This window comes from Hoeflea sp. EC-HK425, assembly GCF_902498795.1.
Lineage (GTDB): Bacteria > Pseudomonadota > Alphaproteobacteria > Rhizobiales > Rhizobiaceae > Hoeflea > Hoeflea alexandrii.
On sequence record NZ_LR701572.1, the window covers coordinates 2,894,335 to 2,919,687 of the forward strand.

The 25,353-nt window shown below is 61.4% G+C and carries 24 protein-coding genes and 1 tRNA gene; 15 read left to right on the top strand and 10 right to left on the bottom strand.

The window, feature by feature from the left end; translation table 11 throughout:
• The first annotated feature begins 154 nt into the window (after positions 1-154).
• The 5 genes from SPHINGO391_RS16720 (at position 155) to SPHINGO391_RS16740 (ending at position 5,064) form a co-directional block, all read left to right on the top strand.
• Entirely contained in the window at positions 155-1,066 is a 912-nt protein-coding gene (locus SPHINGO391_RS16720) for a LysR family transcriptional regulator (protein ID WP_152009893.1), read from the top strand.
• A 249-nt stretch (positions 1,067-1,315) separates the two neighbouring features.
• Positions 1,316-2,143 (top strand): FCD domain-containing protein, encoded by an 828-nt coding sequence (locus SPHINGO391_RS16725; RefSeq protein ID WP_152009894.1) that lies wholly within the window; start codon positions 1,316-1,318, stop codon positions 2,141-2,143.
• On the top strand, positions 2,140-2,925 hold the full coding sequence (locus SPHINGO391_RS16730; protein ID WP_152009895.1) for a (Fe-S)-binding protein: 786 nt from the start codon (positions 2,140-2,142) through the stop codon (positions 2,923-2,925). Before SPHINGO391_RS16725 ends, SPHINGO391_RS16730 begins: the two co-directional genes overlap by 4 nt.
• Positions 2,926-2,944: 19 nt before the next feature.
• Positions 2,945-4,396 carry a LutB/LldF family L-lactate oxidation iron-sulfur protein gene (locus SPHINGO391_RS16735; protein WP_152009896.1) on the top strand — a complete coding sequence of 484 codons (1,452 nt, stop codon included), beginning with the start codon at positions 2,945-2,947 and terminating at the stop codon, positions 4,394-4,396.
• Positions 4,393-5,064, top strand: coding sequence for a lactate utilization protein (locus SPHINGO391_RS16740; RefSeq protein WP_152009897.1), 672 nt, complete (start codon positions 4,393-4,395; stop codon positions 5,062-5,064). The genes SPHINGO391_RS16735 and SPHINGO391_RS16740 overlap by 4 nt, the downstream gene beginning before the upstream one ends.
• Before the next feature lie 9 nt (positions 5,065-5,073).
• On the opposite strand, the gene SPHINGO391_RS16745 is transcribed toward SPHINGO391_RS16740, so the two are convergent.
• Together SPHINGO391_RS16745 and SPHINGO391_RS16750 are read right to left on the bottom strand one after the other, a co-directional pair.
• Positions 5,074-5,772 (bottom strand): MOSC domain-containing protein, encoded by a 699-nt coding sequence (locus SPHINGO391_RS16745; RefSeq protein WP_152009898.1) that lies wholly within the window; start codon positions 5,770-5,772, stop codon positions 5,074-5,076.
• On the bottom strand, positions 5,772-6,320 hold the full coding sequence (locus SPHINGO391_RS16750; RefSeq protein WP_152009899.1) for a MarR family transcriptional regulator: 549 nt from the start codon (positions 6,318-6,320) through the stop codon (positions 5,772-5,774). Before SPHINGO391_RS16750 ends, SPHINGO391_RS16745 begins: the two co-directional genes overlap by 1 nt.
• 87 nt (positions 6,321-6,407) lie before the next feature.
• On the opposite strand from SPHINGO391_RS16750, the gene SPHINGO391_RS16755 reads away from it, so the two are divergent.
• The 5 genes from SPHINGO391_RS16755 (at position 6,408) to SPHINGO391_RS16775 (ending at position 11,321) form a co-directional block, all read left to right on the top strand.
• Positions 6,408-7,154 carry a hypothetical protein gene (locus tag SPHINGO391_RS16755; RefSeq protein WP_152009900.1) on the top strand — a complete coding sequence of 249 codons (747 nt, stop codon included), beginning with the start codon at positions 6,408-6,410 and terminating at the stop codon, positions 7,152-7,154.
• A gap of 115 nt (positions 7,155-7,269) precedes the next feature.
• A complete protein-coding gene (locus SPHINGO391_RS16760; protein WP_152009901.1) occupies positions 7,270-7,914 on the top strand; it encodes a LysE family translocator in 645 nt (214 codons plus the stop codon).
• A gap of 48 nt (positions 7,915-7,962) precedes the next feature.
• Positions 7,963-8,697 (top strand): 16S rRNA (uracil(1498)-N(3))-methyltransferase, encoded by a 735-nt coding sequence (locus tag SPHINGO391_RS16765; RefSeq protein ID WP_152009902.1) that lies wholly within the window; start codon positions 7,963-7,965, stop codon positions 8,695-8,697.
• A 139-nt stretch (positions 8,698-8,836) separates the two neighbouring features.
• Positions 8,837-10,210: a glutamate--cysteine ligase gene (locus SPHINGO391_RS16770; protein ID WP_152009903.1), complete on the top strand. Its 1,374-nt coding sequence runs from the start codon at positions 8,837-8,839 to the stop codon at positions 10,208-10,210.
• Positions 10,211-10,436: 226 nt separating this feature from the next.
• The gene (locus tag SPHINGO391_RS16775; protein ID WP_152009904.1) at positions 10,437-11,321 is read left to right on the top strand and encodes a DUF937 domain-containing protein; all 885 of its coding nucleotides are present in this window, start codon (positions 10,437-10,439) and stop codon (positions 11,319-11,321) included.
• A 102-nt stretch (positions 11,322-11,423) separates the two neighbouring features.
• Here the strand turns inward: SPHINGO391_RS16775 and SPHINGO391_RS16780 are convergent, their stop codons facing one another.
• On the bottom strand, positions 11,424-11,705 hold the full coding sequence (locus tag SPHINGO391_RS16780; RefSeq protein ID WP_152009905.1) for a DUF1127 domain-containing protein: 282 nt from the start codon (positions 11,703-11,705) through the stop codon (positions 11,424-11,426).
• A gap of 143 nt (positions 11,706-11,848) precedes the next feature.
• Between SPHINGO391_RS16780 and SPHINGO391_RS16785 the strand changes: the two genes are divergently transcribed.
• Positions 11,849-12,808: a LysR substrate-binding domain-containing protein gene (locus SPHINGO391_RS16785; RefSeq protein ID WP_152009906.1), complete on the top strand. Its 960-nt coding sequence runs from the start codon at positions 11,849-11,851 to the stop codon at positions 12,806-12,808.
• Positions 12,809-12,948: 140 nt separating this feature from the next.
• Positions 12,949-14,055, top strand: a complete 1,107-nt coding sequence (locus SPHINGO391_RS16790) for an endonuclease/exonuclease/phosphatase family protein (protein WP_193217327.1) — start codon at positions 12,949-12,951, stop codon at positions 14,053-14,055.
• Positions 14,056-14,116: 61 nt separating this feature from the next.
• Here SPHINGO391_RS16790 and SPHINGO391_RS16795 read toward each other — a convergent pair whose 3' ends face one another.
• The 4 genes from SPHINGO391_RS16795 to SPHINGO391_RS16810 form a co-directional block, all read right to left on the bottom strand.
• Positions 14,117-14,530, bottom strand: a complete 414-nt coding sequence (locus tag SPHINGO391_RS16795; RefSeq protein WP_152009908.1) for an MAPEG family protein — start codon at positions 14,528-14,530, stop codon at positions 14,117-14,119.
• 78 nt (positions 14,531-14,608) lie between these two features.
• Positions 14,609-15,217: a hypothetical protein gene (locus SPHINGO391_RS16800; protein WP_152009909.1), complete on the bottom strand. Its 609-nt coding sequence runs from the start codon at positions 15,215-15,217 to the stop codon at positions 14,609-14,611.
• Positions 15,217-16,719, bottom strand: coding sequence for an IMP dehydrogenase (gene guaB / locus SPHINGO391_RS16805; RefSeq protein WP_152009910.1), 1,503 nt, complete (start codon positions 16,717-16,719; stop codon positions 15,217-15,219). Before guaB ends, SPHINGO391_RS16800 begins: the two co-directional genes overlap by 1 nt.
• Positions 16,720-16,948: 229 nt before the next feature.
• Positions 16,949-17,917, bottom strand: coding sequence for an MBL fold metallo-hydrolase (locus tag SPHINGO391_RS16810; RefSeq protein WP_152011606.1), 969 nt, complete (start codon positions 17,915-17,917; stop codon positions 16,949-16,951).
• Positions 17,918-18,170: 253 nt separating this feature from the next.
• Between SPHINGO391_RS16810 and SPHINGO391_RS16815 the strand changes: the two genes are divergently transcribed.
• Both SPHINGO391_RS16815 and SPHINGO391_RS16820 read left to right on the top strand, forming a co-directional pair.
• Positions 18,171-19,205: a prolyl oligopeptidase family serine peptidase gene (locus SPHINGO391_RS16815; protein ID WP_193217328.1), complete on the top strand. Its 1,035-nt coding sequence runs from the start codon at positions 18,171-18,173 to the stop codon at positions 19,203-19,205.
• A gap of 228 nt (positions 19,206-19,433) precedes the next feature.
• Positions 19,434-20,849, top strand: coding sequence for a DHA2 family efflux MFS transporter permease subunit (locus SPHINGO391_RS16820; protein WP_152009912.1), 1,416 nt, complete (start codon positions 19,434-19,436; stop codon positions 20,847-20,849).
• On the opposite strand, the gene SPHINGO391_RS16825 is transcribed toward SPHINGO391_RS16820, so the two are convergent.
• Entirely contained in the window at positions 20,832-21,548 is a 717-nt protein-coding gene (locus SPHINGO391_RS16825; protein ID WP_152009913.1) for an RlmE family RNA methyltransferase, read from the bottom strand. The two genes, SPHINGO391_RS16820 and SPHINGO391_RS16825, sit on opposite strands and share 18 nt — an antisense overlap.
• Complete coding sequence (locus tag SPHINGO391_RS16830) at positions 21,545-23,104, bottom strand: Ppx/GppA phosphatase family protein (protein WP_152009914.1); 1,560 nt, start codon at positions 23,102-23,104, stop codon at positions 21,545-21,547. Before SPHINGO391_RS16830 ends, SPHINGO391_RS16825 begins: the two co-directional genes overlap by 4 nt.
• Before the next feature lie 243 nt (positions 23,105-23,347).
• Here SPHINGO391_RS16830 and SPHINGO391_RS16835 point away from each other — a divergent pair.
• A tRNA-Gln gene (locus SPHINGO391_RS16835) sits at positions 23,348-23,421 on the top strand.
• Positions 23,422-24,301: 880 nt separating this feature from the next.
• On the opposite strand, the gene SPHINGO391_RS16840 is transcribed toward SPHINGO391_RS16835, so the two are convergent.
• A complete protein-coding gene (locus SPHINGO391_RS16840) occupies positions 24,302-25,195 on the bottom strand; it encodes a DMT family transporter (RefSeq protein ID WP_152009915.1) in 894 nt (297 codons plus the stop codon).
• Positions 25,196-25,353: the final 158 nt, after the last annotated feature.

The window sequence follows — 25,353 nt, forward strand, 5'->3', positions numbered from 1 at the left end:
ATTGACGCTCGGCAATGCGGTCCGGGTTGCGGACCAGAGGCATGCCCGCCCTCGAACGATGGCCTCTTGAAAGCAGTTTGGACAAAACTGATCTGAGACACCAGTATCTGCGTACTGATCAGGATAAGGTATTGAAAGGGGGAGACGACCCGAGATGAACAATCTGGGTGATCTTGAGATTTTTGCCCGCGTGGTGTCCGCCGGATCGATGTCCGCGGCAGGGCGTGAACTTGGGCTCTCTCCCGCAGTGGTCTCCAAGCGGCTGCGCCGTCTTGAAGACCGGCTCGGCACCCGCCTGATGCAGCGCACCACCCGACAGATTTCCCTTACCGAGGCTGGACAGGGCTTTTACGAACGCGTTGTCGCGATCCTTGCAGGCATCGAAGAGGCCGAAGCGTTCGTCTCGCGCCGCTCTGCGCTGGCGCACGGGGTGCTCAAGGTCTCGGCACCGACATCCTTCGGGCGCATGCACATTGCACCGCATATCAATGCCTTCATGCAGGCGAATCCGGATCTCGGTGTCAATCTGATGCTGCGTGATGAATTCGTTGATATCGTCGGAGACGGCTATGATCTCGCGATCAGGATCGCTGAATTGAGCGATTCCAGTCTGGTTGCCCGAAAACTGGCCCCTGTCCGGCGCATTCTGGTCGCTTCACCCGATTATCTGAAGCGTCAGGGAACGCCGCAGAGGATCGAGGATCTCGACCGCCACATCTGTCTTGCACCCCATAACAACGAAGCCTGGAAACTCGAAGGCCCTCAGGGCCAGATGGTCCACCGGCCAGCCGGGCCGCTGCAAACCAATTCCAGCGAAGTGGTCCGTGAAGCCGTGATCGGCGGGGTCGGCATCGCCTTGCGCTCGACATGGGACATTGGCGCGGAGCTCGCCGACGGACGGCTGGTTCAAGTTCTTCCGGCCTATGAAGGATCGCGCAATGTCGCCATTCACGCCGTCTATGCCAGCCGCAGGTTTCTGCCGGCCAAGGTGCGGCTGTTCATAGACTATCTTGCAGATCTTTACGGTCCGACGCCCTATTGGGATGGACCCGAGACCGATCGGTAAGCGCTTCCGCACATGAACAAGGGCGCCTCACGCGGATCAGCGGCGGCATCTCTTGAACACACTCGGCGTGCGCCAGACAGAATAGCTGTGAGAAGCTCTTCCACCCCATGCAGCCTGACCGCAAGGCAACTCAAAAATGACCTCCTGTTGCGGCGGCGGGAGTGAAACTTGCCACAAACTGGATAAAAATATTGACCACGTTTCCCGACCCTTGATACGGTCCCGGCGAGGATGGAGCAGGAAACGGCGATGGCCACGGACATTTTTGCACGGATCGAGCACAGCCGGACGGCTGATGAAGTTGTTCATCAGATTGAAATCCTGGTGCTTGAAGGTATCCTGCGGGTGGGCGACCGGCTGCCCGGTGAGCGGGAGCTTGCCAAGCAATTCGATGTGTCCCGGCCTATCCTTCGAGAAGCGCTCAAGGTGCTCGAGAGCCGGGGCCTGCTCAACACGCAGCATGGCGGCGGCACCTTTGTCGCCGATGTCATCGGCCAGGTTTTCACCAAACCGGTAATGGAGCTGATCGCGCGGCATCAGAAGGCGACACTGGACTATCTCGAATACCGGCGCGAGATCGAGGGTATTGCCGCCGAATTCGCAGCCCGCCGGGCCACCGAGGCCGACAAATCACTGCTGACCCGGATCATCACCTCGATGAAGGCCGCCCACGAGAAGGACGATTTCGAGGAAGAGGCCGGTATCGATGTCGAATTTCACAACGCAATCGGCGAATGCGCACACAACATCATCCTGCTGCACACACTGAGATCCTGCTATCGATTGCTGGCCGAGGGCGTGTTCTACAACCGGGCGCTGGTCTACAACCTTCCGGGCGCTCGCGATCAGTTGCTTGCCCAGCATGTCGCCATCTATGATGCGGTCATGGCGGCCAATCCGGAGGCGGCAAGGCGCGCAGCACAGGCCCATATCGATTTTGTCTCGAGGGCCATGACCGATGCCGAACGCTCGGGCGACTGGGAGCGGGTTTCGAAACTGCGGCTGCAGCAGCGCGCGCCGGATCTGTCGGCTTCGGTCAGACCACCAAAACAGAAACAATCGGAGGCGGCAGAGTGACGTCAAGCGAAGCGAAGGCTGCCCCACAGCCGCGTGTAGGACTTTTTGCGACCTGTCTGGTCGATCTTTTCAGGCCATCGGTCGGCTTTGCCAGCGTCAAGCTGCTGCAGGACGCCGGCTGCGAAGTGCATGTTCCGGTGGCTCAGACCTGCTGCGGCCAGCCGGCCTACAACACAGGCGACAGGGCCGACACGCGCGAGATCGCCGAGCAGGTGATCGAAGCCTTTGAAGGTTTCGACTTCATCGTCGCGCCGTCGGGATCCTGCGCCTCGATGTTGAAAAAGCACTATCCCGGCCTGTTTGCGGGTGACGCCGCCTGGGAACAGCGGGCGCAGGCCTTTTCGGGCAAGTGCCACGAGCTGATTTCGTTTCTCACCGACGTGATGATGGTGCGCGACACCGGAGCATCGCTTGAAGCCAGCATCACCTATCACGATTCCTGTTCGGGATTGCGCGAGCTCGGCATCAGGGAACAACCGCGCAAGCTGCTTGGCAATGTCAGTGGCGTCGAGGTTCGCGAGATGACGGATTCGGATGTCTGTTGCGGTTTTGGCGGCACCTTCTGCGTGAAGTATTCCGACATTTCCAATGCCATCGTCACCAAGAAAGTCGGAAATATCGACACCTCCGGCGCCGACATGCTGCTGGCCGGCGACCTCGGATGTTTGATGAACATGGCCGGCAAGCTCAAGCGGCAGGGGTTGGATGTCGAGGTTCGCCATGTCGCCGAAGTGCTCGCGGGAATGACCAGCCAGCCGCCGATTGCCGGCAGCGGCAAGTAAGCGGAAGAGGAGACAGTCGATGGAACTCGCCGCCAACAAGTTCAAGGCAAACGCGTCGAAGGCGCTGGTCGACGCGCAATTGCAGAAGGCGCTCGGCAATGTCCAGAAAGGCTTCATCGGCAAGCGCCAGAAGGCTGCCGAAGCCCTGCCGGAATTCGATGAACTTCGCGACAATGCCCGCGACATCAAGAACCATGTGCTCGCCCATCTCGACCTCTATCTCGAGGAATACGAGCGCAAGGTAACCGCCGCTGGCGGGCACGTGCACTGGGCCGAAACCGCCGAGGACGCGCGGCGCATCGTGCTCGACATCTGCCAGAAAGCCAATGCCCGGACGGTGACCAAGGGCAAGTCGATGATCACCGAGGAGATCGCGCTCAACGATCACCTCGCAGCCAACGGCATCGAGCCGGTGGAAACCGATCTCGGCGAGTACATCATCCAGCTGCGCGGCGAGCATCCGAGCCATATCATCGCGCCGGCCGTGCACCTCAACAAGGAGCAGGTCGAGGGTGATTTCCGGCGGGTGCACACGCATCTGGCCAAGGACCGCGACCTTTCCGAGCCGGTATCGCTGCTCAGCGAAGCGCGCGAAGTGCTGCGCCAGCGCTATTTTGCCGCCGATGTCGGCATCACCGGCGCCAACTTTCTCATCGCCGAAACCGGCACATCGGTGATCGTCACCAATGAAGGCAATGGCGACCTGACCCAGACACTGGGCAAGGTTCATGTTGTTGTCGCCTCGATCGAGAAGATCGTGCCGACGCTGGAAGATACCTCGCAGATCCTGCGGGTGCTGGCGCGCTCGGCCACCGGGCAGGACATGAGTGTCTACACGACATTCTCCACCGGCCCGAAGCGCGAGGAAGACCCGGACGGGCCGGGTGAATATCACGTCGTGCTTCTGGACAATGGACGATCAGCGATGCTCGGCACCGAGTACCAGGACATGCTGCGTTGCATCCGCTGCGGCGCCTGCATGAACCATTGCCCGGTCTATCACGCAGTCGGCGGCCACGCTTACGGCTCGGTCTATCCCGGCCCGATGGGCGCGGTGCTGACACCATCGCTCAACGGCATCGACGAGACAGGGCAATTGCCCAACGCCTCGACCTTCTGCGGCCGCTGCGAAAGTGTCTGCCCGATGCGGATTCCGCTGCCCAAGATGATGCGGCACTGGCGCGAGCGCGAGTTCGAACGCAATTTGACGCCCGCAGTCGCGCGCTACGGCCTGAAGGCCTGGGCCTTCTTTGCCAAGCGGCCGAAGCTCTACCGGTTCGCCGCCTCTTTCGGCATGCCGCTGCTGTCGCTGTTTGGCGGCACCTCCCGGCGCTTCCACTCGCTGCCGCTTGCCGGGGGATGGACGCGCCATCGCGACCTGCCGGCGCCGGAGGGCCGGACCTTCCTGCAGGCCTGGGCGCAGCGCGAGGCGTTGAAGCAGGAGCCACTCAAGCAAGAGGCTGGACAATGAGCGCGCGCGACACGGTGCTGGGCAAGATCAGGGCGTCGATGCGGGTGCCTGCCTCCGACGAGGTCCGCCGCAAGACAGTTGCCGACCGGCTGGAAAACACGCCCACGGGCGTCATTCCCGGCAGGGCGAAGTTGCCGAAGGCCGGACAGGTCGACCTGTTCTGCGCCATGGCCGAGAAATTTGGCGCAACCTTGGCAAGGGTCAGCGACTACAAGGCGGTTCCTGCGGAAGTGACCGCTTATCTGCGTTCACACAATTTGCCGGCCGAAATCCGGATGGGTGCCGACAAGCGGCTGAAAAAGGCCGGATGGGAAACAGAGAAAAACCTCGAGATCCGACACGGCGCCTCCGATGGCGGTGATCTCTCCGGCGTCAGCCATGCCATGGCCGGGATCGCCGAGACCGGAACGCTGGCGCTGGCTTCCGGCCAAGACAACCCGACCACCATCAATTTCCTGCCCGAGCACCATATCGTGGTGCTCAAGGCCAGCGACATCAAGGGCGACATGGAAAGCGTCTGGGCGATGTTGCGCAAGGCGCGGGGCAAGGGCGAGATGCCGAGGGCCTTCAACCTGGTTACCGGTCCATCCCGCTCGGGCGACATCGAACAGACCATCCTGCTCGGCGCGCACGGCCCGCGGGCGCTGCATGTCATCGTGGTCGAGTAGGCTGCCGCGCTACCCTTCAAGCCGGACGGTGACGTCTTCGCTAAAACCTCGATGGGATTTGCGGCTGAAAGCGTCCGCCCAACCGGGTGCAAGCCGCGGCAACCGGGCCAGTACTGAAGCGATATCCGGGGCAAGTCGCGGATTGAGCCGGGCGCGGGTGACGCGTTCAACAGTCCAGTCCGGATTCGGGCATTCCAGACGCATGATCTCGTCACCGATGCGCACCGTGCCAGGTTCAATCACGCGATAATACCAACCGGTGCGCGCGGTCTGCTGAAACAGGGCGGCCATGGTCTTCAAGCCCGCATGGGCATTGAGCTTCCAGCAAGGCTGGCGACCCTGGGATATTTCCACGATCGCAGACCCGAGTCGCAGTCTGTCGCCAATACAGAGATCACTCTCTGTCATACCGGTTGTCGAGATGTTCTCGCCAAACCGACCGGGCCCGAAACCGTCCGCAGAGGGGCCCAGTTCCGCCCGCCATGCTTCGTAGTGCTCCGCGGCATAGTGATGAACCGCCTTCTCGACGCCGCCGTGAACCGCAAGATCGGCCTGCTGATCATCCGCGAAACCGGTTTCCGTGAGAACCTGTGCAGCCGCTGTCGGCAGCTTGCCTATTGCCGAGACAGGCTTTCCTGGCCAGAGCTGGCGGACCTGGCCGACATAGAGCCCGGTTACTATGGCTCGGAGTTCAGGTCGCACCGGCATCACGCGGGCTCATGTTCATGGCAGATCTGTTCTGTCTCCGCCGGTTCGAGATCGACCTTGAGCAGGTGACAATAACTGGCGGATCCGCGGCGCTCATGATGGCGGCACTGGCGGCACAGGCCGAAGGATCTGCCGCCTTGCGCGGCCAGCAAGGTCCGCAGGACATTGCCCAGCCCCTGCTCCAGCGCCTGCACCCTGTCGGGGGGCAGACTGGCGATCGCGTTGTCGAGCGCTTTTCCGCTGAGGGCCAGTTCGCGCCCCTTGGCTGTCACTGAATAGGAAATGCTGCGCCGGTCGTTTTGTGAACGTGTTTCGGTGACCAGACCCTTGCGTTCGAGGGCCCGCAAGGTCTGTGAGACAGTACCGCGGGTGGAGCCTGAAAAGGAGGCGACATGGGAGGGAGCTCGCGAAAAACGGTTGGCATTGGAGAGGTAGCTCAGCGCCGCCATCTGGGCGGGGTTGAGCTCTCCAGCCCAGTCTTCCGCTTCGGAAAGCCGGGCAAGCCGCTCGATCAGGGCACGGATCTGATTGGGATGATGGGTACTCATGGCGACGATAATAGCGACTCGAAATAAATCTTGCAATAGTTTCGACTCGCTACTATTAAGGCCCAGTCAATCTGAAAGGAGACACCCATGAAACCACTTCTCATCATCGCCCTGAGCGGACTGCTCACCAGCGCGGCTCATGCAGACGAAACCCACGCGATCAACCAGAAAGGTGCGATCCAGTCGAAAGCCGACACCGGCACACCGGCACCGTTCGACATTCTCGCGGCCCATGTTCACAGGACCGGCAGTTCGATTACGTTTCACATGACAACGGAAGGGACAGCCGGGGCGGAGAAACCCTCCGCGAACGGTGCGCTTGCTGGCGCTCCGGTCTGGTCCTATGTCTGGCCGACTTCGCTCGATCCCTCCGAAGTGGGCTTTGAAGGCGGGACGGGCATTCTGGCGCTTGCCGCCACCAGCCATCCGGATTTCGACGACACACCGCTTTATGACGAGAACGGCGACGGCGACATGGCAAATGACGGCGCCGGCTGGCACAGCCATTGGGTGGTCCTGACCCCAAACGAGGCTTGCGGAGCGGGAGCGTTGTCCGTGCGTGACATCGGAGAGAACGAGACACCGAAATTGCCGGCAACGTGGCCTGGGTTACCGCTTTTCATCGACAGCCCTGGCTTCAATCCCGTGTTTGATGGTCCGGAAATTGCCGTCACGGTCACGTTGGCGGATTCCGGCGGAATTGCCGGGGCATCGTTCGACGGCGTAACAGCGGCACTGAAGATCAACGCAAACGTACATGCACCGCTGCTTTGTGTGACGGATGTGTTTGACATCGCTTCCGGAGATCTCAGTCTGCCGGGCACCATCGAATAGTATCCGCTGATACCTGCCCGGACCCGCACCAATTGATCAGGTGCGGGTCCGGGGATATTGACGCTCGCGGAAATTTACGGCTTGCTCCGGTTTTTCCACTTCGGAGCCAGACGCGATGCCAGTCTCACCCGAGCATTTTGCCGCATTCGTGCTCGCCAGCATCATCCTGCTGGTCATTCCAGGGCCGACCATCGTCATGGTGATCACCCAGGCGCTGGCGCATGGCCGCAAGACTGCGCTTGCGAGCGTGATGGGTGTCGGGCTGGGAGACCTGCTTGCGACATCGCTGTCAATCGCGGGCGCCGGCGCATTGCTGGCGGCGTCCGCGTCGCTGTTTCAGGCGCTGAAGTTCATCGGTGCAGTCTATCTCATTTGGATCGGATACAAGATGTGGCGGACGCCTGTGACACTGCCCGAGATGGCTGCAGCCGAAGTGGCAGACCATTCCGGCAAACCGACGACGATCTTTCGCGATTCCTTTCTGATCACGGCGCTCAACCCCAAGGGTATCCTGTTCTTCGTGGCCTTCGTGCCGCAGTTCATCGAACCCGCCCTGCCCTATGCGCCGCAGGCCGCAACCTATGTGCTGACCTTCACCTTTCTCGGAGTAATCAACGCGGCCACGTTCGCCTATGCCGCCGCCGGCGCCCGGCAGACCATCCGCCGGCCAAAGGTGATGAAACTGGCGATGCGCACCGGCGGATCGCTGTTGATCATGGCAGGCGTTGCCGCGGCGCTGACACGGCGGGCGACCAGTTGATCTCCCCGGGAGCTTGATCTTCCGGTCGGCCTGGGCAAGAAGACGCGCATGCGTGCCAATTACAAACTGCAAAGAGTTTATCTCGACACCGAACTTGCCGAAGGTGCGCTTGCCCCGTTGGGCAAGGAACAGGCACATTACCTGCTCACCGTGCTGCGGCTCGGTGATGGCGCCGAGGTTCTTGTCTTCAACGGACGTGACGGCGAGTTTTCCGCCACGCTGCGTCCTCAAGGCAAGAAATCTGCAAGTCTGGAAATCGGCGTCCGGACCCGGGAACAACCCGAGCGATCGCGGCTGGATTTCCTGTTCGCGCCGCTGAAAGTCGGCCGGCTGGAATATCTCGTGCAAAAAGCCACCGAAATGGGTGTGCGCAGGATCACGCCGGTGTTCACCGATCATACCCAGCTGCACAAGGTCAATGCAGGGCGGCTTGAGGCCAACATTGTCGAAGCAGCCGAGCAATGTGGCAATCTCGCAATCCCGGAACTGGCGGAAGCGGTCAAGTTTGACAGCCTTATTGCTGACTGGGACCCGGCGCGCCGCATCATTTTCTGCAACGAGAGCCAGGCCGGCAACAATCCGGCCAAGGCGCTTGAGAGCATCAAGGAACGCGATCAGGCGCTGTTCGTCGGTCCGGAAGGCGGCTTTTCCGAGCGGGAACGGGAGGTCCTGACCGCCCTGCCCTTCGTCACATCAATACCGCTGGGGCCGCGTATCCTTCGCGCCGACACGGCCGCGGTGGCGGCCCTGACAGCGGTTCAAATGACCATCGGCGACTGGTAGGGTTGCAGATCAGCTACGGATCAAGCTTCTTTGATCCTTCGATCAAGGATTTTCGCTTGCATGGCGGACCGGTTCCGGTCCAATCAGCGTCAGGATGCGTGGTTTGAGATCGCGCCTGTGAGATGAAAAAGGGTCAGCCATGGCGCGCGACACCACCGACGACACCCCGATCAGTTCGATCAATGAACTGGCCGACTGGATGGCTGCGGGCTGCAAGCCGCAGGACAAATGGCGGATCGGCACCGAGCACGAGAAGTTCGTGTTCTATACCGATACCCACGAACCCGTCCCCTATGAGGGCGATCGCTCGATCAAGGCATTGCTCGAGGGCATGGCATCCATGCTTGGCTGGGAGCCGATCATCGACGCGGGGAAGATCATAGGCCTGGTCGAACCGACAGGCGCCGGCGCCATAAGCCTTGAGCCGGGCGGGCAGTTCGAGCTGTCAGGCGCGCCGCTCGAGACCATTCACCAGACCTGCCGCGAATCCAATGCCCACCTGGCGCAATTGCGGGAGATCGCCGAGCCGCTGGGCATCCGTTTTCTCGGCATCGGCGGCAGCCCGGCGTGGTCTCTGGCCGAGACGCCGAAGATGCCGAAATCCCGCTATGACATCATGACCCGCTACATGCCGAAGGTCGGAAGCCAGGGGCTCGACATGATGTACCGGACCTGCACGATCCAGGTTAATCTCGACTTTTCCTCGGAAGCCGACATGCGCCGAAAGATGCAGCTGGGCATGAAGCTGCAGCCGCTGGCGACCGCGCTGTTTGCCGCATCTCCCTTCACCGAAGGCAAGCCCAACGGGCTGGTTTCCTGGCGCGGCGATATCTGGCGCGACACCGACAACCAGCGCTCGGGGCAATTGCCGTTTGTCTATTCGGATGATTTCGGCTTCCTGGATTACGTCGAATGGGCGCTGGATGTACCGATGTATTTCGTGCTTCGCGACGGGCGTTACCACGAGGCGACCCATGTCACCTTCCGTCAGTTCATGAACGGCGCCTTGAAGGGCGAACTGGACCAGCCCATGCCCACGATGGGCGACTGGACAAACCATCTGGGGACGCTGTTTCCCGACGCCCGGCTCAAGCGCTTCATCGAAATGCGCGGCGCAGACGGTGGCCCGTGGCGTCGGATCTGTGCGCTGCCGGCGTTCTGGGTCGGTCTGCTCTATGATGAAAGCGCGATCGGTGAAGCGCTCGAACTCACCCGCAACTGGAGCCTGGAAGAGGTGAACAGCCTGCGCGACACCACTCCACGCGATGGGCTGAACGCCAGAATCAATGACAAATCGCTGCATGATATCGGCCGCGAGGTGCTCGGCATTTCCCGCCGGGGCCTCATCAACAGGGCACGGCTGAATTCCGAAGGCAATGACGAAAGCCATTTCCTGGCTCCTCTGGAGGAATCCATCGCTCGCGGAACAACCCTGGCCGAAGAAATGCTGGCGCTCTACAACGGCCGCTGGCAAGGATCCGTCGACCCGGTCTTCACCGATTACGCCTATTGATCCATGTCGCGCTCATTTGGATCGGATAGAGCGACAGCATACATGCATTTGTTCTCAGCGTTACAGCGCCCTTAGCCCATCCAATCGAATGCGCGGCGCTGTAGCCCCGGGCGCGGGTATCCAGACATGCGTGCCCGGACAAGGGAATGCCGCCCTAGGCACAAAGCTTCGAGCGGTATAGTCTTTGCTCAAGCCCCTTGGGGCGATTGAGGAGAGACCTGATCCGATGATGCCGCTTTACGACATGATGATGAACGCCAACAACGGCAACGCGATGCGGGCCATGGCGCAGCAATTCGGCCTGAGCACCAGCCAGGTGGAACAGGCAATGGCGGCACTGATGCCAGCCTTTTCAACGGGCCTGAAGCGCAACGCTTCCAACCCCATGGACATGTCGAATTTCCTGTCAGCGCTCGCTGGCGGCAACCATGCCCAGTATTTCGAGAACATGCAGAATGCTTTCAGCCCGCAGGCCATGCAGGAGGGCAACGGCATTCTGGGGCACCTGTTCGGATCCAAGGAAGTCAGCCGCGCGGTCGCGGCACAGGCCGAAGCGGCGACAGGCATCGGCCAGGAGATCTACAAGCAGATGCTGCCGATCCTGGCGACGACCATCATGGGCGGGCTCTTCAAGCAGGCGACCGGACAGGCTTCCGGCCATGGTCAAGCCAATGCCATGGGTGGCTCCAATCCGATCGGGGACCTGATCTCCGAGATGATGCGCCAGGGCTTGGGGGGCGGCCAAGCGAAACCGGCGCCCAGGGCCTCGCCAATGGACAATCCGCTGGGGCAGATCCTTGAAGGCATGTTCGGCGGCGGGGCGCAGCGCCCGGCCACGCAAACTACCGGCAACCCTTTCGGCGACAATCCTCTCGGACAGATCTTTCAGGACATGCTCGGTGGCGCCATGGGCGGCGGCCAGCCTCGTGAGGCGCCCGAGCCCGAGCAACAGCCTGACCCGGACCGCATGCCGTCAGGCCGCAAGCGCAACCCCTATGACGACTTGTTCGGACCGATGTTCGATGCCGGCAAGGAGGTGCAGCAGGGCTATCAGAAGAACATGGAAACGATTTTTGACCAGTATCTTCAGGGCATGAAGCGGTCGCAGTAGCACCTGCAACAAAAAGACCCGGCCGCGAAACTCGAAGGAGTTGCCGGGCGGCCGGGCTAAGGGCGGGACACAGGGCAGTATCCCGCGGGGGACAGTGATAATTCAGTAGTAGCTGTTCAGGCGTGCGCGGCGGGCCAGCTCAACCGTCGGATCGGCATTGAACGGCACGGAAAATCCATAGCGCACATCATCGCGGGTCAAGCCGATATCCGACAGTTCACGATCGGACAGCTCGGCAATCTTGCAAGCCTTACGGCGATTGAGCCGAGCATTGGAAACCTGCCGGACGTTGCGCACCAGCGCGTGCGCGAAACCCAGGACGACCGAGCCGAAACCCGGAGTGCGGACAGCCGACAATGCGGCAGTGAAACTGCGTGCGTTCATGGCAATGATCCTTAATAAAACCTGCGCCAGTCAAAGGGCCGGGGCGCAAACCGAACTTGCAAATCCTGTTTCTCAAAAAACGATTGATCATACCAGCGAATGTTTCTAATTCTTATCATCAGAACTTTTGATAGGAGCCTGACATGCCCGCACCGCTTGATATCGATCAGCTGCAGACCTTCGTGGCGATTGTCGACACCGGGAGCTTCACGCGTGCGGCAGACAAGGTGTTCAAGACCCAGAGCGCGGTTTCGATGCAAATGCGGAGGCTTGAGGAGCGGGTCGGCAAGACCCTGTTCATTCGCGACGGCAGGCTCAACCGGCTAAGCGAGGACGGGGAGCGTATGCTCGGTTATGCACGCCGGATCATCCGCCTCAACAACGAAACCATTGCGGCTTTCGATGACCACCAGCTCGAAGGCTCGATCCGGATCGGCACTCCTGACGACTATGCCGACCGCTATATGCCCGCCATCATCGCCCGCTTTGCCAAGACAAATCCGAATGTCGAGCTCTATATCGAATGCGAGCCATCGGTGGAACTTGCCGCGAGGCTAGCGCGGGGCGAGCTCGACGTGGCGCTGGTGACCCACAATCCGCGTGAACGGACATCGGAAGTGGTGCGGACCGAGCCGCTCTACTGGGTGACTTCGATGAACCACACGGTGCATGAGGACCCGGTGGTGCCGCTGGCCGTGGGGCGCAGGTCCTGCAACTGGCGCAACATTGCCTGCACGGCGCTGGATTCGGCCGGACGCGACTATCAGGTGCTGTTTACCAGCTGGTCGGCAACCGTTGTGGCGTCCGCCGTGCTTTCGGGTCTTGCGGTGTCGCTGTTGCCTGAATGCGCGGTGCGCCCGGGGATGCGAATCCTGTCTCCGGCTGATGGATTTCCAGCACTTCAACCAGCACAGATCGGCCTGATGAAACGACCGGGCGCGCCTGCTGCGCTGGTCAATGCGATCTGCGGCCACATAGCCGCCAGCCTCGACAACATCACCCCGGTGGGTTCAGAGGAAAAACCGATGTCGGCGGCTTCGGGGTCCTCCTCACGCCGCGAGGCCCGGGGCCGCGGGGATCTTGCCGCGGTCCCCGCCTGGTAAGAAGCCCGACCAGCCAAGCTGCAGTCTTGCCATCAGCGCTCAGTTGGTGGGACCGGAGGCCCGGCCCGACTGGTCGCAGCCTTACATTGCAGTGATTTTGAGCTATACTCTTTCAGTTGAATGCAGAGAGAGGAATGGCCGTGTCGTTCATTTCATCCATTCGCTACATCAAGCCCGATGCGCACCGGGCCTTCGTCGCCGAGCGGCTGAAGGCGCTCAAGCAGCAGCTTGATGAGGAAATCCACGGCCAAACGGACGACACCTCGCTCAGGCTTGCGACCTGGAACATCATGCATTTTTCCGATGGCGGTGCCTATGACCGGACCACGGAATCGCTGCTCTACATTGCCGAGATCATCGATCACTTCGACCTCGTCGCCATCCAGGAAGTCAATCACGACCTGAAAAAGTTCGAACTGCTGATGCAGCGATATCTGGGCGGTGACTGGGACTACATTCTCACCGACGCCAGTGGCAACCGCGAACGCCTGGCCTTTGTCTACCGCAAGGCAAAGGTCCGGTTTCTTCGCGAAGCCGGGGAAATCGTCTTGCCGGAAGGCCAGGAAATCGTCGCTCCGGACCAGGTGAATGCAACCCGCAAACTGCAGTTCGCGCGCACGCCCTTTGCCGTCACCTTCCAGGCGGGATGGTTCCGGTTCAAGCTTTGCACGGTGCATATCTATTACGGGAAATCGGCGGACAATTCCCCGGAAATGGAGCAGCGACGCGGCGAGATCGAAAAGATCGCGGTGTTTCTGGCGAAAATGCAAAAGGCCGAGAAACGCAGTTCGGGCACTGATGCCAACATGATCCTGCTGGGAGACTTCAACATCATCAGCCCGGAACACCGGACCATGAAAGCCTTGCTGGATGCGGGATTCGTGACCACCGACGGGATCAAGGATGCGGCCACCAGCCTGTCGGGCAAGCATCACTACGACCAGATTGTCTTCAAACTCGCCGAGCGCAGGGTGAAGCTCGGCCGATCCGGTGTGCTCGACATCTTCAAGAGCGTCTATCGCAGCGAGGATGCCGCGCATTATGCGGACGTGTCGGAAATCAAACGGATCACCGATGGCCGGGACGGCAGCGCCCGCACCAGGGACAAGGCGATGGACTATTTCCGGAACTACTACCGCAAGCACCAGCTGTCAGATCACAATCTGCTCTGGTGCGAGGTCAAGACGGATTTTTCCGGTCATTATCTCGATGCCATCGCCTCCGGACGCGACCCGCGCAAGATGTAGGTCCTTCTGGTATTCACGCGACGCGCTATGCCAGTCCCAGGCTTTTGCGGGGATGCACCGCTCAAGCGATGTGAAATGCCAGAAGCAGCCACTGAACCAGATTGATCGCCAGGCCGACAATGAACAGCATCCGGCGTGGCCTGATACGGTTGGTTGTCAGGTGGATCCAGGCGTGGGCCGCGCGGGCCAGCACAAAGGCCCAGGCCACGATCACCGCCGCCATACCGGCTCCGCCGGTGACGAAGAGCGACAGGCAGGCTGCGAAAAACAGCACCGGCAGCTCAAACTGGTTGGTCAGGTTGCGGGCTGCGGTCGCACTCGGTTCCGGCTCGATCGACGGAACCTTGAAATCCGATGGTCTGGCGTTGCCGGCCTTGACCGCGCCGATACGGCGGGAGGACATGACGACATAGACCACATAGGTCAGAAGCACCTGGGCCAGAACCGGCCAGAAAATTGCAGTCGATGAGGTCATTGCGCCACACACCCATGGTTGCCAAGGTTTCGCCTTCCCTAAACTGCAATCACGTCAACAGCAAGGGATCGGGTCTGGTCAACCGCCGGAACCGGGCGCTTCGCTGCGCCGGGCAGCGGTCAATCGCCAGGTCCAGAGCGCAATGATCAAGGCAAAGGCAAGGCTGAGGGTGACGTATTTGCCCGTGGTAAGGACGCGCAGCACAAAGACAAAGCTCTGGTTGAATTCGAGCGCGAGGGCCTTGGGCCCGAACATGGCATCAGCGACGGCGTTCTCGATGAAATCGCAGGCAAGGTATGTGAAAGCAAGGGCCAGGACCAGACCGAAACCGACGGCCGCCGGCCGCGGCGCCTGACCAGGCCGCGAAGGGCGAAAAAGCGCCGCAAAGCCGCAGAACGCCAAGCTTGCGGTCAGCAGCGGAGGGAATACGAGATCATAGCTGGCATGCAGCGAAACATAGGCTTCCGAGGCGCTTGTCCGGCCGGTTGCCTGCGCTACCGCGTGATCGGACCTGAAGGCCGCGAACACGGTGCGGGCTCCCTCCAGATCATATCCGAAAGGCAGCTGATCCGGGATCCTCATATCACCCAGAAGCGCGTTGATCGGCGGGACCTGGATGAACGCAACATAAGCAAACAGCCCGGCCGTGATCATGCACAGCAGCCAGCCGGGCCAAAGCCGTCGCATCACATCGCGCCGGGATAGTTGGGGCTTTCCCGGGTGATGCTGACATCATGGGTGTGGCTTTCGCGCAGCCCGGCCCCGGAGATCCGGACAAAAGTCGCGCGGTCATGGAAGTTTTTCAGATCCGAGGCACCTACATAGCCCATGGCTGCCTTGAGGCCGCCAGCCAGCTGGTGCAGAACGCCCGATACCGGCCCCTTGTAGGGAACCTGGCCTTCGATACCCTCGGGCACAAGCTTGAGCGTATCGCGAACCTCGGCCTGGAAGTAGCGGTCGGCCGAGCCGCGCGCCATGGCGCCGACGGAACCCATGCCGCGATAGGCCTTGAAGGAGCGGCCCTGGTGCAGATAGACCTCGCCCGGGCTTTCATCGGTGCCGGCGAGCAGCGAGCCGACCATGACGGCAGAGGCGCCGGCGGCGATTGCCTTGGCCAGGTCGCCCGAATACTTGATGCCGCCGTCAGCGATCACCGGAACGTTGTGCTTCTGGGCTTCATCGACGGCGCTCATGATCGCCGAAAGCTGCGGCACACCGACACCGGCGACAATGCGCGTGGTGCAGATCGAGCCGGGGCCAATCCCGACTTTGACGGCATCCGCACCTGCATCGATGAGCGCCCTTGCGCCCTCCGCCGTTGCCACGTTGCCAGCCATGATGCGGACCGAGTTGGACAGTTTCTTGGCGCGGGTGACGGCATCGAGCACCCGCTGCGAGTGGCCATGGGCGGTGTCGATGACCAGGAGGTCCACACCGGCGGCGATCAGGCGTTCGGCGCGCTCGAACCCGTCCTCGCCCACCGAGGTGGCCGCAGCTGCGCGCAGCCGCCCCTGCTCGTCCTTGGAGGCGTTCGGGTTGAGTTGCGATTTCTCTATGTCCTTGACGGTGATCAGGCCGACGCAGCGACCTTCGCCGTCGACGACCACCAGCTTCTCGATCCGATGGCTGTGCAGCAGCCGCTTGGCTTCGGTCTGTTCGACGCTCTCCTTGACCGTGACCAGGTTCTCATGGGTCATCAGTTCATGGATCTTCTGATTCGGGTCGGAGGCAAAACGAACGTCACGGTTGGTCAGGATGCCAACCAGGTGGCCCGGGCCGGAGCTGTCACCGCTGCGATGCTCGACCACGGGGATCCCGGAGATGCCATGGGCCTTCATCAATGCGAGCGCTTCAGACAATGGCGCATTCGGGCTGATGGTCACCGGATTGACGACCATGCCGCTTTCGAATTTCTTGACCTGCCGGACCTGCTCTGCCTGCTCTTCCGGCGTCAGGTTGCGGTGGATGACGCCAATGCCGCCAGCCTGCGCCATGGCAATGGCCAGGCGGGCTTCGGTGACTGTGTCCATGGCGGAGGAAATGATCGGCAGGTTGAGGTCAAAATCACGAGCAATGCGGGTCGCGATGTTGGCCTGACCAGGCATGATCTCCGAATGACCGGGCTGCAACAGCACGTCATCGAAAGTCAGCGCTTCAGCGCCGGTAATGGATTGGATAATGGTCGCCATCGCCTGTCGGTTCCGTCTGTTCGGGGCCGCCCGAAGCGGGTTGCCCGGTGCTGTTTCGGGTGTTTCGCGTTGGCAGCGGCAAGTACCACGCTTCCGACGGTTGGGAAAGAGCGGGAATGGCTTTGATCACCGAATTTCGCTGCGGCGCACACTTTCGGCATTCCGAGCAAACAAAAACCCGGGCATTGCTGCCCGGGCCCTGGCTCTCACACCGGGATAGGATGAATCCTCAGAGATCCAGCTGGTAGGTCTCGGGGATGAAGCGGTAGCCTTCCGACGCCTTCTCGATAAAGCCGACGGACGGGAACGGCATGTGGTAGCCGATGAACGGGAGCCGGTCGGCAGCAATCATGTCAAACACGGCCTTGCGGGTCTGGGCGGCAGCGGCCTTGTCGGCATCAAACAGCACTTCCCAGTCCGGGCGCTGCAGCGAAAGAACAAAGTGATTTGCCGTATCGGCGGTCAGCATCAGCTTGCGGCCACCTGATTCCAGACCATAGATCATGTGACCCGGGGTATGGCCGAAGGCTGCCATGCTGGTGATGCCTGATACCACGCTTTCACCATCGCCGATGAAGCTCATCTTTTCGGCGAGCGGCACGACTTTTGAGACGACGCCCTTGTGGCCGTTTTCCGCGCCGCTTCCGATGCGGTCTTCAGACGACCAGAAGTCATACTCGGCCTGACCGGTGACGTAGCGGGCGTTCGGGAACGTCGGAGCGCCGGCTTCCATCAGGCCGCCGATGTGGTCGCCATGCAGGTGGGTGAGCACCACAACGGTGACCTGTTCGGGCGTGTAGCCAGAAGCCTTGAGATTTGCAAGCGTCTGACCGACGCCGCCTTCGCGGCCGCCCTCGCCATTGCCGGTGTCGAACAGAACCAGATCGGACCCGGTGTTGACCAGGGTCGGCGCAAATGTGAACTGCATCTGGTCGACCGGCAGGTAATTGGTATTGAGAAGCTCTGCGACTTCTTCCTCGGTCTTGTTGGTGCCGAAGATCTTCTGCGGGCCGGGTACGACGCGATGGCCGTCGGACAGCACGGTGATCTCGAAATCACCCAAGGAAAAGCGCTTATAGGCAGCAGGTTGAGCCGCAGCCATCGGCACCTCTGCCTGGGCAGCGCGAACCATCAGCTGGGGAGCAGCGAGTGCTCCAGCACCGAGGACGGTCGCCTTGAAAAGATTACGACGGGACATGCTGGATGAGTTTGACACGGTAAAAGCCTCCGAGGGAAAGAAGATGCACCGACCCGAGATGGCGCGACATTGCCGAACGGCAAGCGTTGGGCGACCTTTACAAAGGGTGACGCAGCGTCAAGCCAGTGTGAACAATCCCGTCAAAGATGAGAAATTACAGGGAGAATGCTGTAATCCAACCCCCACCATATAAATTTAGGGTTGAAATTTACACGCTATGCGCGGCATAGGGGGTTCTCAAGGGAGCCTCATCTTGAACAATCTGCTCGGCCTGATCGCTGCCTTTCTGGCGTCGTTTTTCCTGCTCTACGCGCTGGTCAGCAAGGACCAGCCGGCGAAGCATGCGGGCTTGAAATCCGTCGGTCTGCCGCCCTTGCTCGCGATCCATGATCTCTATGCAGCATCAAGCGCTTTGCCGCGCCATGACAAGGAACCTAACATCGGCTTAACATCCGGCACCGAGATAGGGTGGCGGCAGCGATACGGCAACAGGAACGGCAGCACCATCCGTCTTGCGTTGCCGCTAACAGGTCCCGATCCAGGGCCGTTGCCGATGGTCGTTGTGATAGAAAGCGGGGCTGAGAGCGGCATTTCGGCAGACAGGAAACGCACAGAGCTCTTCCTGACCAATCGCGGATATGCCGTGCTTTCCATTGCTTGCCGGGGGGCTTCATCCGCCAATCTGGCTTTGGGCGCACCCTTAGATGCCACCCGAGAGAGCTCCTGCGGGGCCGCTATGATCCGGGACGAGGTCAGGCTGCGGATCGAACAGGGTATCGCCGACCCGCAGGCCCTGGCGGTGCTTGGATCAGGGATGGGCGCGCGCCTGGCGCTGATGACCATGGTGCTCGAGCCCGACCTGTTCAAAGCCGCAATCCTTCATTCCGCCGTGATCGACATGCCGCGGCCTCTCCCCGGCAGGCAATCCGTGATGACCCCGTTCAAGGCTGTCGTTACAAGCGTGCAAGGTACCGGCGAAGGCGATGTGATGGCTTTGATCGTCGCCTCCCCGTTTGAACTTGCAAAAAGCATTCGGGGTGCGGTTTTGATCACCCATGGCAAAGCGGATGAGGTTGCGCCCGTCGAACACGCAGAGGCCTTTGCCCGTGCGCTTCGACGCGCAGGAAAGGACGTCGAAGCGGCCTACTTCAATCACGAAGACCACTGCTATTCCCTTTGGCAAACCCGTGTGCAGACCGCACGCCTGTCCGAAAGCTTCCTCGCCCATCATCTGGGTGGCAGGAATGGCGGCTATGACTTTATTGAACTGCTAGCAAAACTGTTCTGAGATTTAGCATAATTATATATGCATTGCTTATTCGAATGGCTTTAAAGCTTGCCGCGCACAGGGCAATCGCCTGGGAAAGCCGCTCCGGTTCGAAGGGGCGTTCAGGTTGACTTCGCCAAGATTGACATGGTGTCACCCTTTCAGTGACGGCTTTTTCCTGCGATACCGTCAGCCTTCCATTTGCTTCCGTGCCCGGCGCGGCTGTCTCTGCTCCAACGGATACTTCCTGTGAATCGTTCAATTCCGCTTGTTCTGGCTGTTGCCCTTTTCATGGAACAGATGGATTCGACCGTCATCGCCACCGCGCTGCCGGCGATCGCGGCCGACGTCAACACGAGTCCGATCTCGCTCAAACTGGCCTTGACGGCCTATCTCGTATCGCTCGCAATCTTCATTCCTATTTCCGGCTGGATGGCCGACCGTTTCGGCGCACGGCGCATCTTTGCCATCGCCATCGGCGTGTTCCTCGCGGGATCGATCGCCTGCGCCGTCTCGGGCAGCCTCATCGAATTCGTGGCTGCGCGCTTCCTGCAAGGCATGGGCGGGGCGATGATGACGCCGGTGGGCCGGCTGGTGCTGCTGAGGTCGACCGAAAAGTCGCAACTGGTCAGTGCCATGGCCTGGCTGACGATACCCGCACTGGTCGGCCCGATGGTGGGCCCGCCGGTCGGTGGTTTCCTGACCACGTTCCTGAGCTGGCACTGGATCTTTTTGATCAACATTCCGATCGGGCTCGCCGGCATCGTTTTCGCGATCAAGATCCTGCCTGACGACGGCATCCGCGTCCGCGACAAGGTGGACTGGACCGGTTTCCTGCTATCGGGAACCGCAACCTCGGGAATCGTCTTCGGCCTGTCGGTGATCAGCCTTCCGGTCCTGCCGCCGGTGTGGGGTCTGGCCATAACCGGGATCGGCATACTGTCGCTGATCGCCTATCTCAGGCACGCCCGCGCGCACCCCAAGCCGCTGCTCGATCCGAAGATCTTCCGGAACCGGACGTTTTCCCTGTCGCTGCTCGGATCAAGCCTGTTCCGGGTCGGGTCGGGCGCCGTTCCCTTTCTGCTGCCGCTGATGCTCCAGCTCGGCTTCGGCATGTCGCCGTTCCAGTCCGGCATGATCACCTTCATCTCGGCCGCAGGCGCCATCCTGATGAAATTTGCCATCAAACGAATCCTGAGCCTCGGCGGCTTCCGCTTCACGCTGCTGGTGGCAGCCGCCGGATCTGCGCTCTCGATCGCGGTCAACGGGTTCTTCACACCCGCGACTCCGATCACGCTGATCCTCCTGATCCTGTTCGTCAGCGGACTTGTACGGTCGATGTTCTTCACCGCGGTCAATGCCCTGACCTTTTCCGAAATCAGCCCAGAAGAGGCGGCCCAGGCGAGCTCGATCACCTCGGCATCCCAGCAGGTCTCCATCGCCATCGGCGTGGCACTTGCCGGCGGCATTGTCGAAGTGGTGACAAGGCTGAATGGCGGAGTGCTCGGTCTCAACGCGTTTCACACCGCCTTCTTCGCGGTGGCAGCGCTGACCTCTGTGGCGATCCTGCCGTTCCTGGTTTTGCCCCCGGATGCCGGCGACGCGGTATCGGGCCGGGCGCTCGGGCGCGCCGGGCCCCGCGCCGCTTCACCCGTTCGCAGCTAGCTCCGGATTACCGCGGCCCTTGAAGCCCTTGGCCAGAACGAACATCTCCACCGATTCAGCGCGCGAAGACGGCGGCTTGATGTGGATGACCGATTTGAAATTCTGCTTGAGCAGGGTCAGGAGATCGTTCTCGGTACCGCCCTGAAAGGTCTTGGCGAGAAAGTGACCTCCAGGGGTCAGCACCTCGATGGCAAAATGCGCCGCCACCTCGCACAGATGCATGGTCCTGAGGTGATCGGTGCGCTGGTGGCCGGTGGTGGGGGCCGCCATGTCGGACAAGACGACGTCGGGCGCGCCGCCGAGCGCGTCCTTGAGGGCTTGCGGCGCGGCGTCGTCGAGAAAGTCCATCTGCAGGAACTTGACGCCGGCCAGACCATCCATCTCGAGGAAATCGATAGCCACGACCTTCGGATCTTGATCGGTGGAGTCGGTCACCTGCGCCGAGATCTGCGACCAGCCGCCGGGTGCTGCGCCGAGGTCGATGATGCGTTTGGCCTTGTCAAGAATCTTGTGCTTGGCGTCGATCTCGAGAAGCTTGTAGACAGCGCGCGAGCGGTAGCCTTCCTGCTTGGCCTGCTGGACATAGGGATCGTTGAGATGGCGCTCGATCCAGCGCCGGGACGAGGCCTTGAGCTTGCTCTTGCGCTTGACCTTCTGTCCAAGCTTGCGCCCGGTGGGTCCTGTCGGAGGACGGGTCATGGTTTGTCCCCTTGCACGGGTCGCGGGTTGCGATGGCGGTGGTTCCGGCCGCTGCGCCGCCAGGCCCCGTCGGACGCCATCATCTCGTTGAGAAGACCCTCGCGCAGTCCGCGATCGGCAACGCGCATCCGCTCCGATGGCCAGCGCTTGCGGATCGACTGCAGGATGGCGCAACCGGCCAGCACCAGATCGGCCCGGTCGGCGCCGATGCAGGGATTGGCGGCGCGGGCCTCGAAATCCCAGGACAAGAGCCTGTCGAGCATGCGGTCGACATCCTCGTTTGACAGCCACAATCCGTCTACCTTGCGGCGGTCATAACGCGGCAGGTCGAGATGCAGGCCGGCAAGCGTGGTGACCGTTCCCGACGTGCCGAGCAGGTGGATGCGGCCCTCGCCGAGCGCCGAAAACGCCGGCAGCGACGGCGGGTCAAAGGCCGCGAGCATGGCATCGACTTCCTCGACCATCGCCTGAAACACCGCGGGCGTGACCAGGCAGCCGCCATGGCGTTCCGACAATGTCACGACGCCCACGGGCAGCGACGTCCAGGCCTTGATGTGATTGGCCAGCCGGTTCGAGCGGTTTTCGGTCAGGTCGATCATGGCAATCTCGGAAGAGCCGCCGCCAATATCGAACAACACCAGGCCGTCGGTCTCGCGGCCTACCAGCGACGAGCAGCCGGCCACGGCCAGCCTGGCTTCGGTTTCGCGGGTGACGATTTCGAGCTCGAGGCCGGTTTCGGCCAGCACACGCTCCAGAAACGCCGCACCATTGCGCGCCGACCGGCAGGCTTCCGTGGCAATCAGGCGATGCCGTCGCACCGGCCGGTTCTTGAGCTTTCCGGCACAGATCTTCAACGCTTCCACGGCCCTGTCCATGGCGTCCTGCGACAACTCGCCGGTGGCATCGAGGCCTTCGCCCAACCGGACAATCCGCGAAAACGCATCCACCACCCTGAACTGACCCGGCCGCGTCGGCTGGGCGACCAGCAGGCGGCAATTGTTGGTGCCCAGATCAAGCGCGGCATAGAGGTCATCGGCCTGCCTGCGCACGCCCTGCCCGGAAGCGGCGGCGGGCTTGGTCTGCGCACCGGCCACAGGCTGAGTGCTTGCGCCGGCTTGCTGCCCGGCATGCGGCTGGCCCGGTGATTTCTGCGAGGTGAGCGGGCGGCCCTGAATTTCGCGGCCGGACTTGCGGCGTCGCCTGCGCCCTTTCTTGCCGCCCGCGGGCGCTGCCGCGGTCTCGGCTGACGTTGTGTTTTCGGTGGAGGCCGCGGGCGCGCTCGCGGTCTCGCCCTTGCGCGCAGATTTCCTGCGTCGCCGCCTGCGTCGTCCCGACGGCTCCGGGCCGTCCTTTCTGGTGGTGGATTCGCTGGCCGAAGATCGCCCTGATGCCGATGCATCAGAAGACGAGCTTGGAACCACGGTTTTGCCGTGTTCCTGCTTCACGCCGTCCGTCGCTGCCTTGCCGGCGCGCCCAGACTGCCTTTCACCTGCCAGTGATGCACCTACGTCTGGCGTGTCGCCGTCGCGAAGGTCTTTCACGGTCTGTCCTGTCATGCGCGGCGAGCAAGGGCCCGCACCACGCTTCACGGTTTGTCGTTGGGAAAAGATTAGCAAAGCGGCGGACAGAACGCAAAAACTCTTTTCGCGTTCCGTCCGCCGGGACGCGAGGCAGGCGCAGGCATGATCTGCCATTTATCCTGAGCATTATCAAAAAACTCTGCAATCCGGGTTTGCATCCCTATCGTTTATTGGTTATACACCGGCGCGCCGACCGGGTTCTGCCCGTGCCGGCCGCGTTGGGGAATAGGTTAACGGTAGACCCACGGACTCTGACTCCGTTAGTCCTGGTTCGAATCCAGGTTCCCCAGCCACTCTTTTCAAGTTTTTGATCTGATTTACTTTCTCGCTCGGATTGCGGCTATATTTCAATGGCTTGCAAGCGCACTCGTGTGGCTGAGGCCGGATATACCTCCCCTTCGGGACCAGCCGACAGCCGTAGAGTTGCTGCCGTCTTTCCCGGCAGTGTTGGGCAGGCGGTTCGAGACGTAGCGGTGGCGCTTGCCTCTATTGTTGCGTGGCTGGGTGTGAGCTTGTCGATGGTCTCGTCGACGAGCTTGCCGGCAAGAGGACTTATGATTGCCCCACCCTTGCCCTCGACCCGCTTTGGGGCAGCACTTTCCTGGAGATGCATTCAGACCCGATCCCAGACATCCGGATCGATGATTGGCGCATGCAGCCCTTGCTGGATGACGTCCTTGTGCCGATCCGACCGGCATAGACCGGGTTGGTCAACAGGTAGTGGAGCGTCGCGTGTTCGAAGCGAACGCCGCAATCGTTCCGATCGATTGAAGTTGCCTGGTTTCCGCCGCTGATCGACCCGCGGTCTGCGCCGTGCCCTGAACCTCCGAGATGGCTCGCATGCGGTGCGGCATTGGCTCCCTGCTCCTCGCCGATCGCAGGCTTGTTCCGGCCGCCACGCTCAAACACGCCGGATGCAGCTTCGAGCAGAGCGCGTTTCCATTGATGGTCATCGTCCGATACCCCCAAACCGGGTCAACAACCCGGCGGCGGTCTCTTTGCTCTCCAGGGCTTCCAGGGCGAGATTTGCCTTGAATTCGGACGCGTGCTGATTGCGTGTTGAGATATCTGATCTCCTTCTCGTCGAAGACCGGCAGACTGCAAATCGTAACTTATGTCAGTGTCCAGGTTTCGGAACGTGGCCCAATCCATGGTCTTTGTTTTTTCGGAAAGCTACGAAGTACTATGTTTGCTGCGCTCACGGAAGAAGATGAACAGCCCGGCTGCAATGATGATTGCGGCGCCTGCGAGCATTGCCGGGCGCGGCACGTCGCCGAAAACGATGAAACCGAAGACGACTGCCCAGAACAACAGTGTGTACTGGAACGGCGCGACAACCGCCGCGTCTGCAAGCTTCATTGCCCGGTTGACACAGACATGCGCCATCATGGCGACGACGCCGAGCCCGCCCAGCAGGGCCAGATCGAAGCCAGATGGCTGCACCCAGCCAAACGGCGCCGTGACAAGCCCGAGAATTCCGGCTCCAACGCTTTGCCAGAACACCAGCACCTTGTCGGGCGTGGCTCTGAGCGCCCGGCCCGAGAGCATCATGAAAGCAAAGCAGAATGTTCCCAATACAGAGATCAAGGCCGGCGCCGTCATTGTCGCCGACGAGGGTTCGAGCGCGATGATGACCCCCGCGAAGCCGATGACGATGGCCGTCCAACGGCGCCAGCCCACGTGTTCGCCCAGCAGGAAAGGCGACATCGCCGCGACATAGATCGGCGCCGCCAGCCAATAGGTCATGACGTCGGCCAGGGGCAAGTAGATGACCGCGAAGTAGAAGGCGTAGACTTCGAGTGATGACAGGCCCACCCGCAAGACTTGCATGCCCGGGCGCTCGAGGCTGAACAGCGGCCTCCAGCCCATGCGCCAAAGGAAAGGCCAAAGAACCAGCAGCGCCGCGATACTGCGGACAAGCAGTACCTGGCCGACCGGGTAGGTCGCGACCAGCCACTTGCCCAGCGTGTCGTTGAGCGCGAACAGGAAGATCCCGAGCAGCATGACCGCGACACCGAGCCGTGCGTTCGGGGAATGAAGGACCGAGGAGACGGACACAGCGGTCATGACCGAAAAGCCGGATCCACGTTGAGCGAAGACAACGCCGGGCCATCATCCGACGCGGTAATACCGGAACCCATCGGCATTCTGCAGGTCATTTCCTTTTCCAATTCTGCACTCGCCCGCTTCTCCGGCCACCGTCCGGAGCCTCCCCGCGTCCCCAG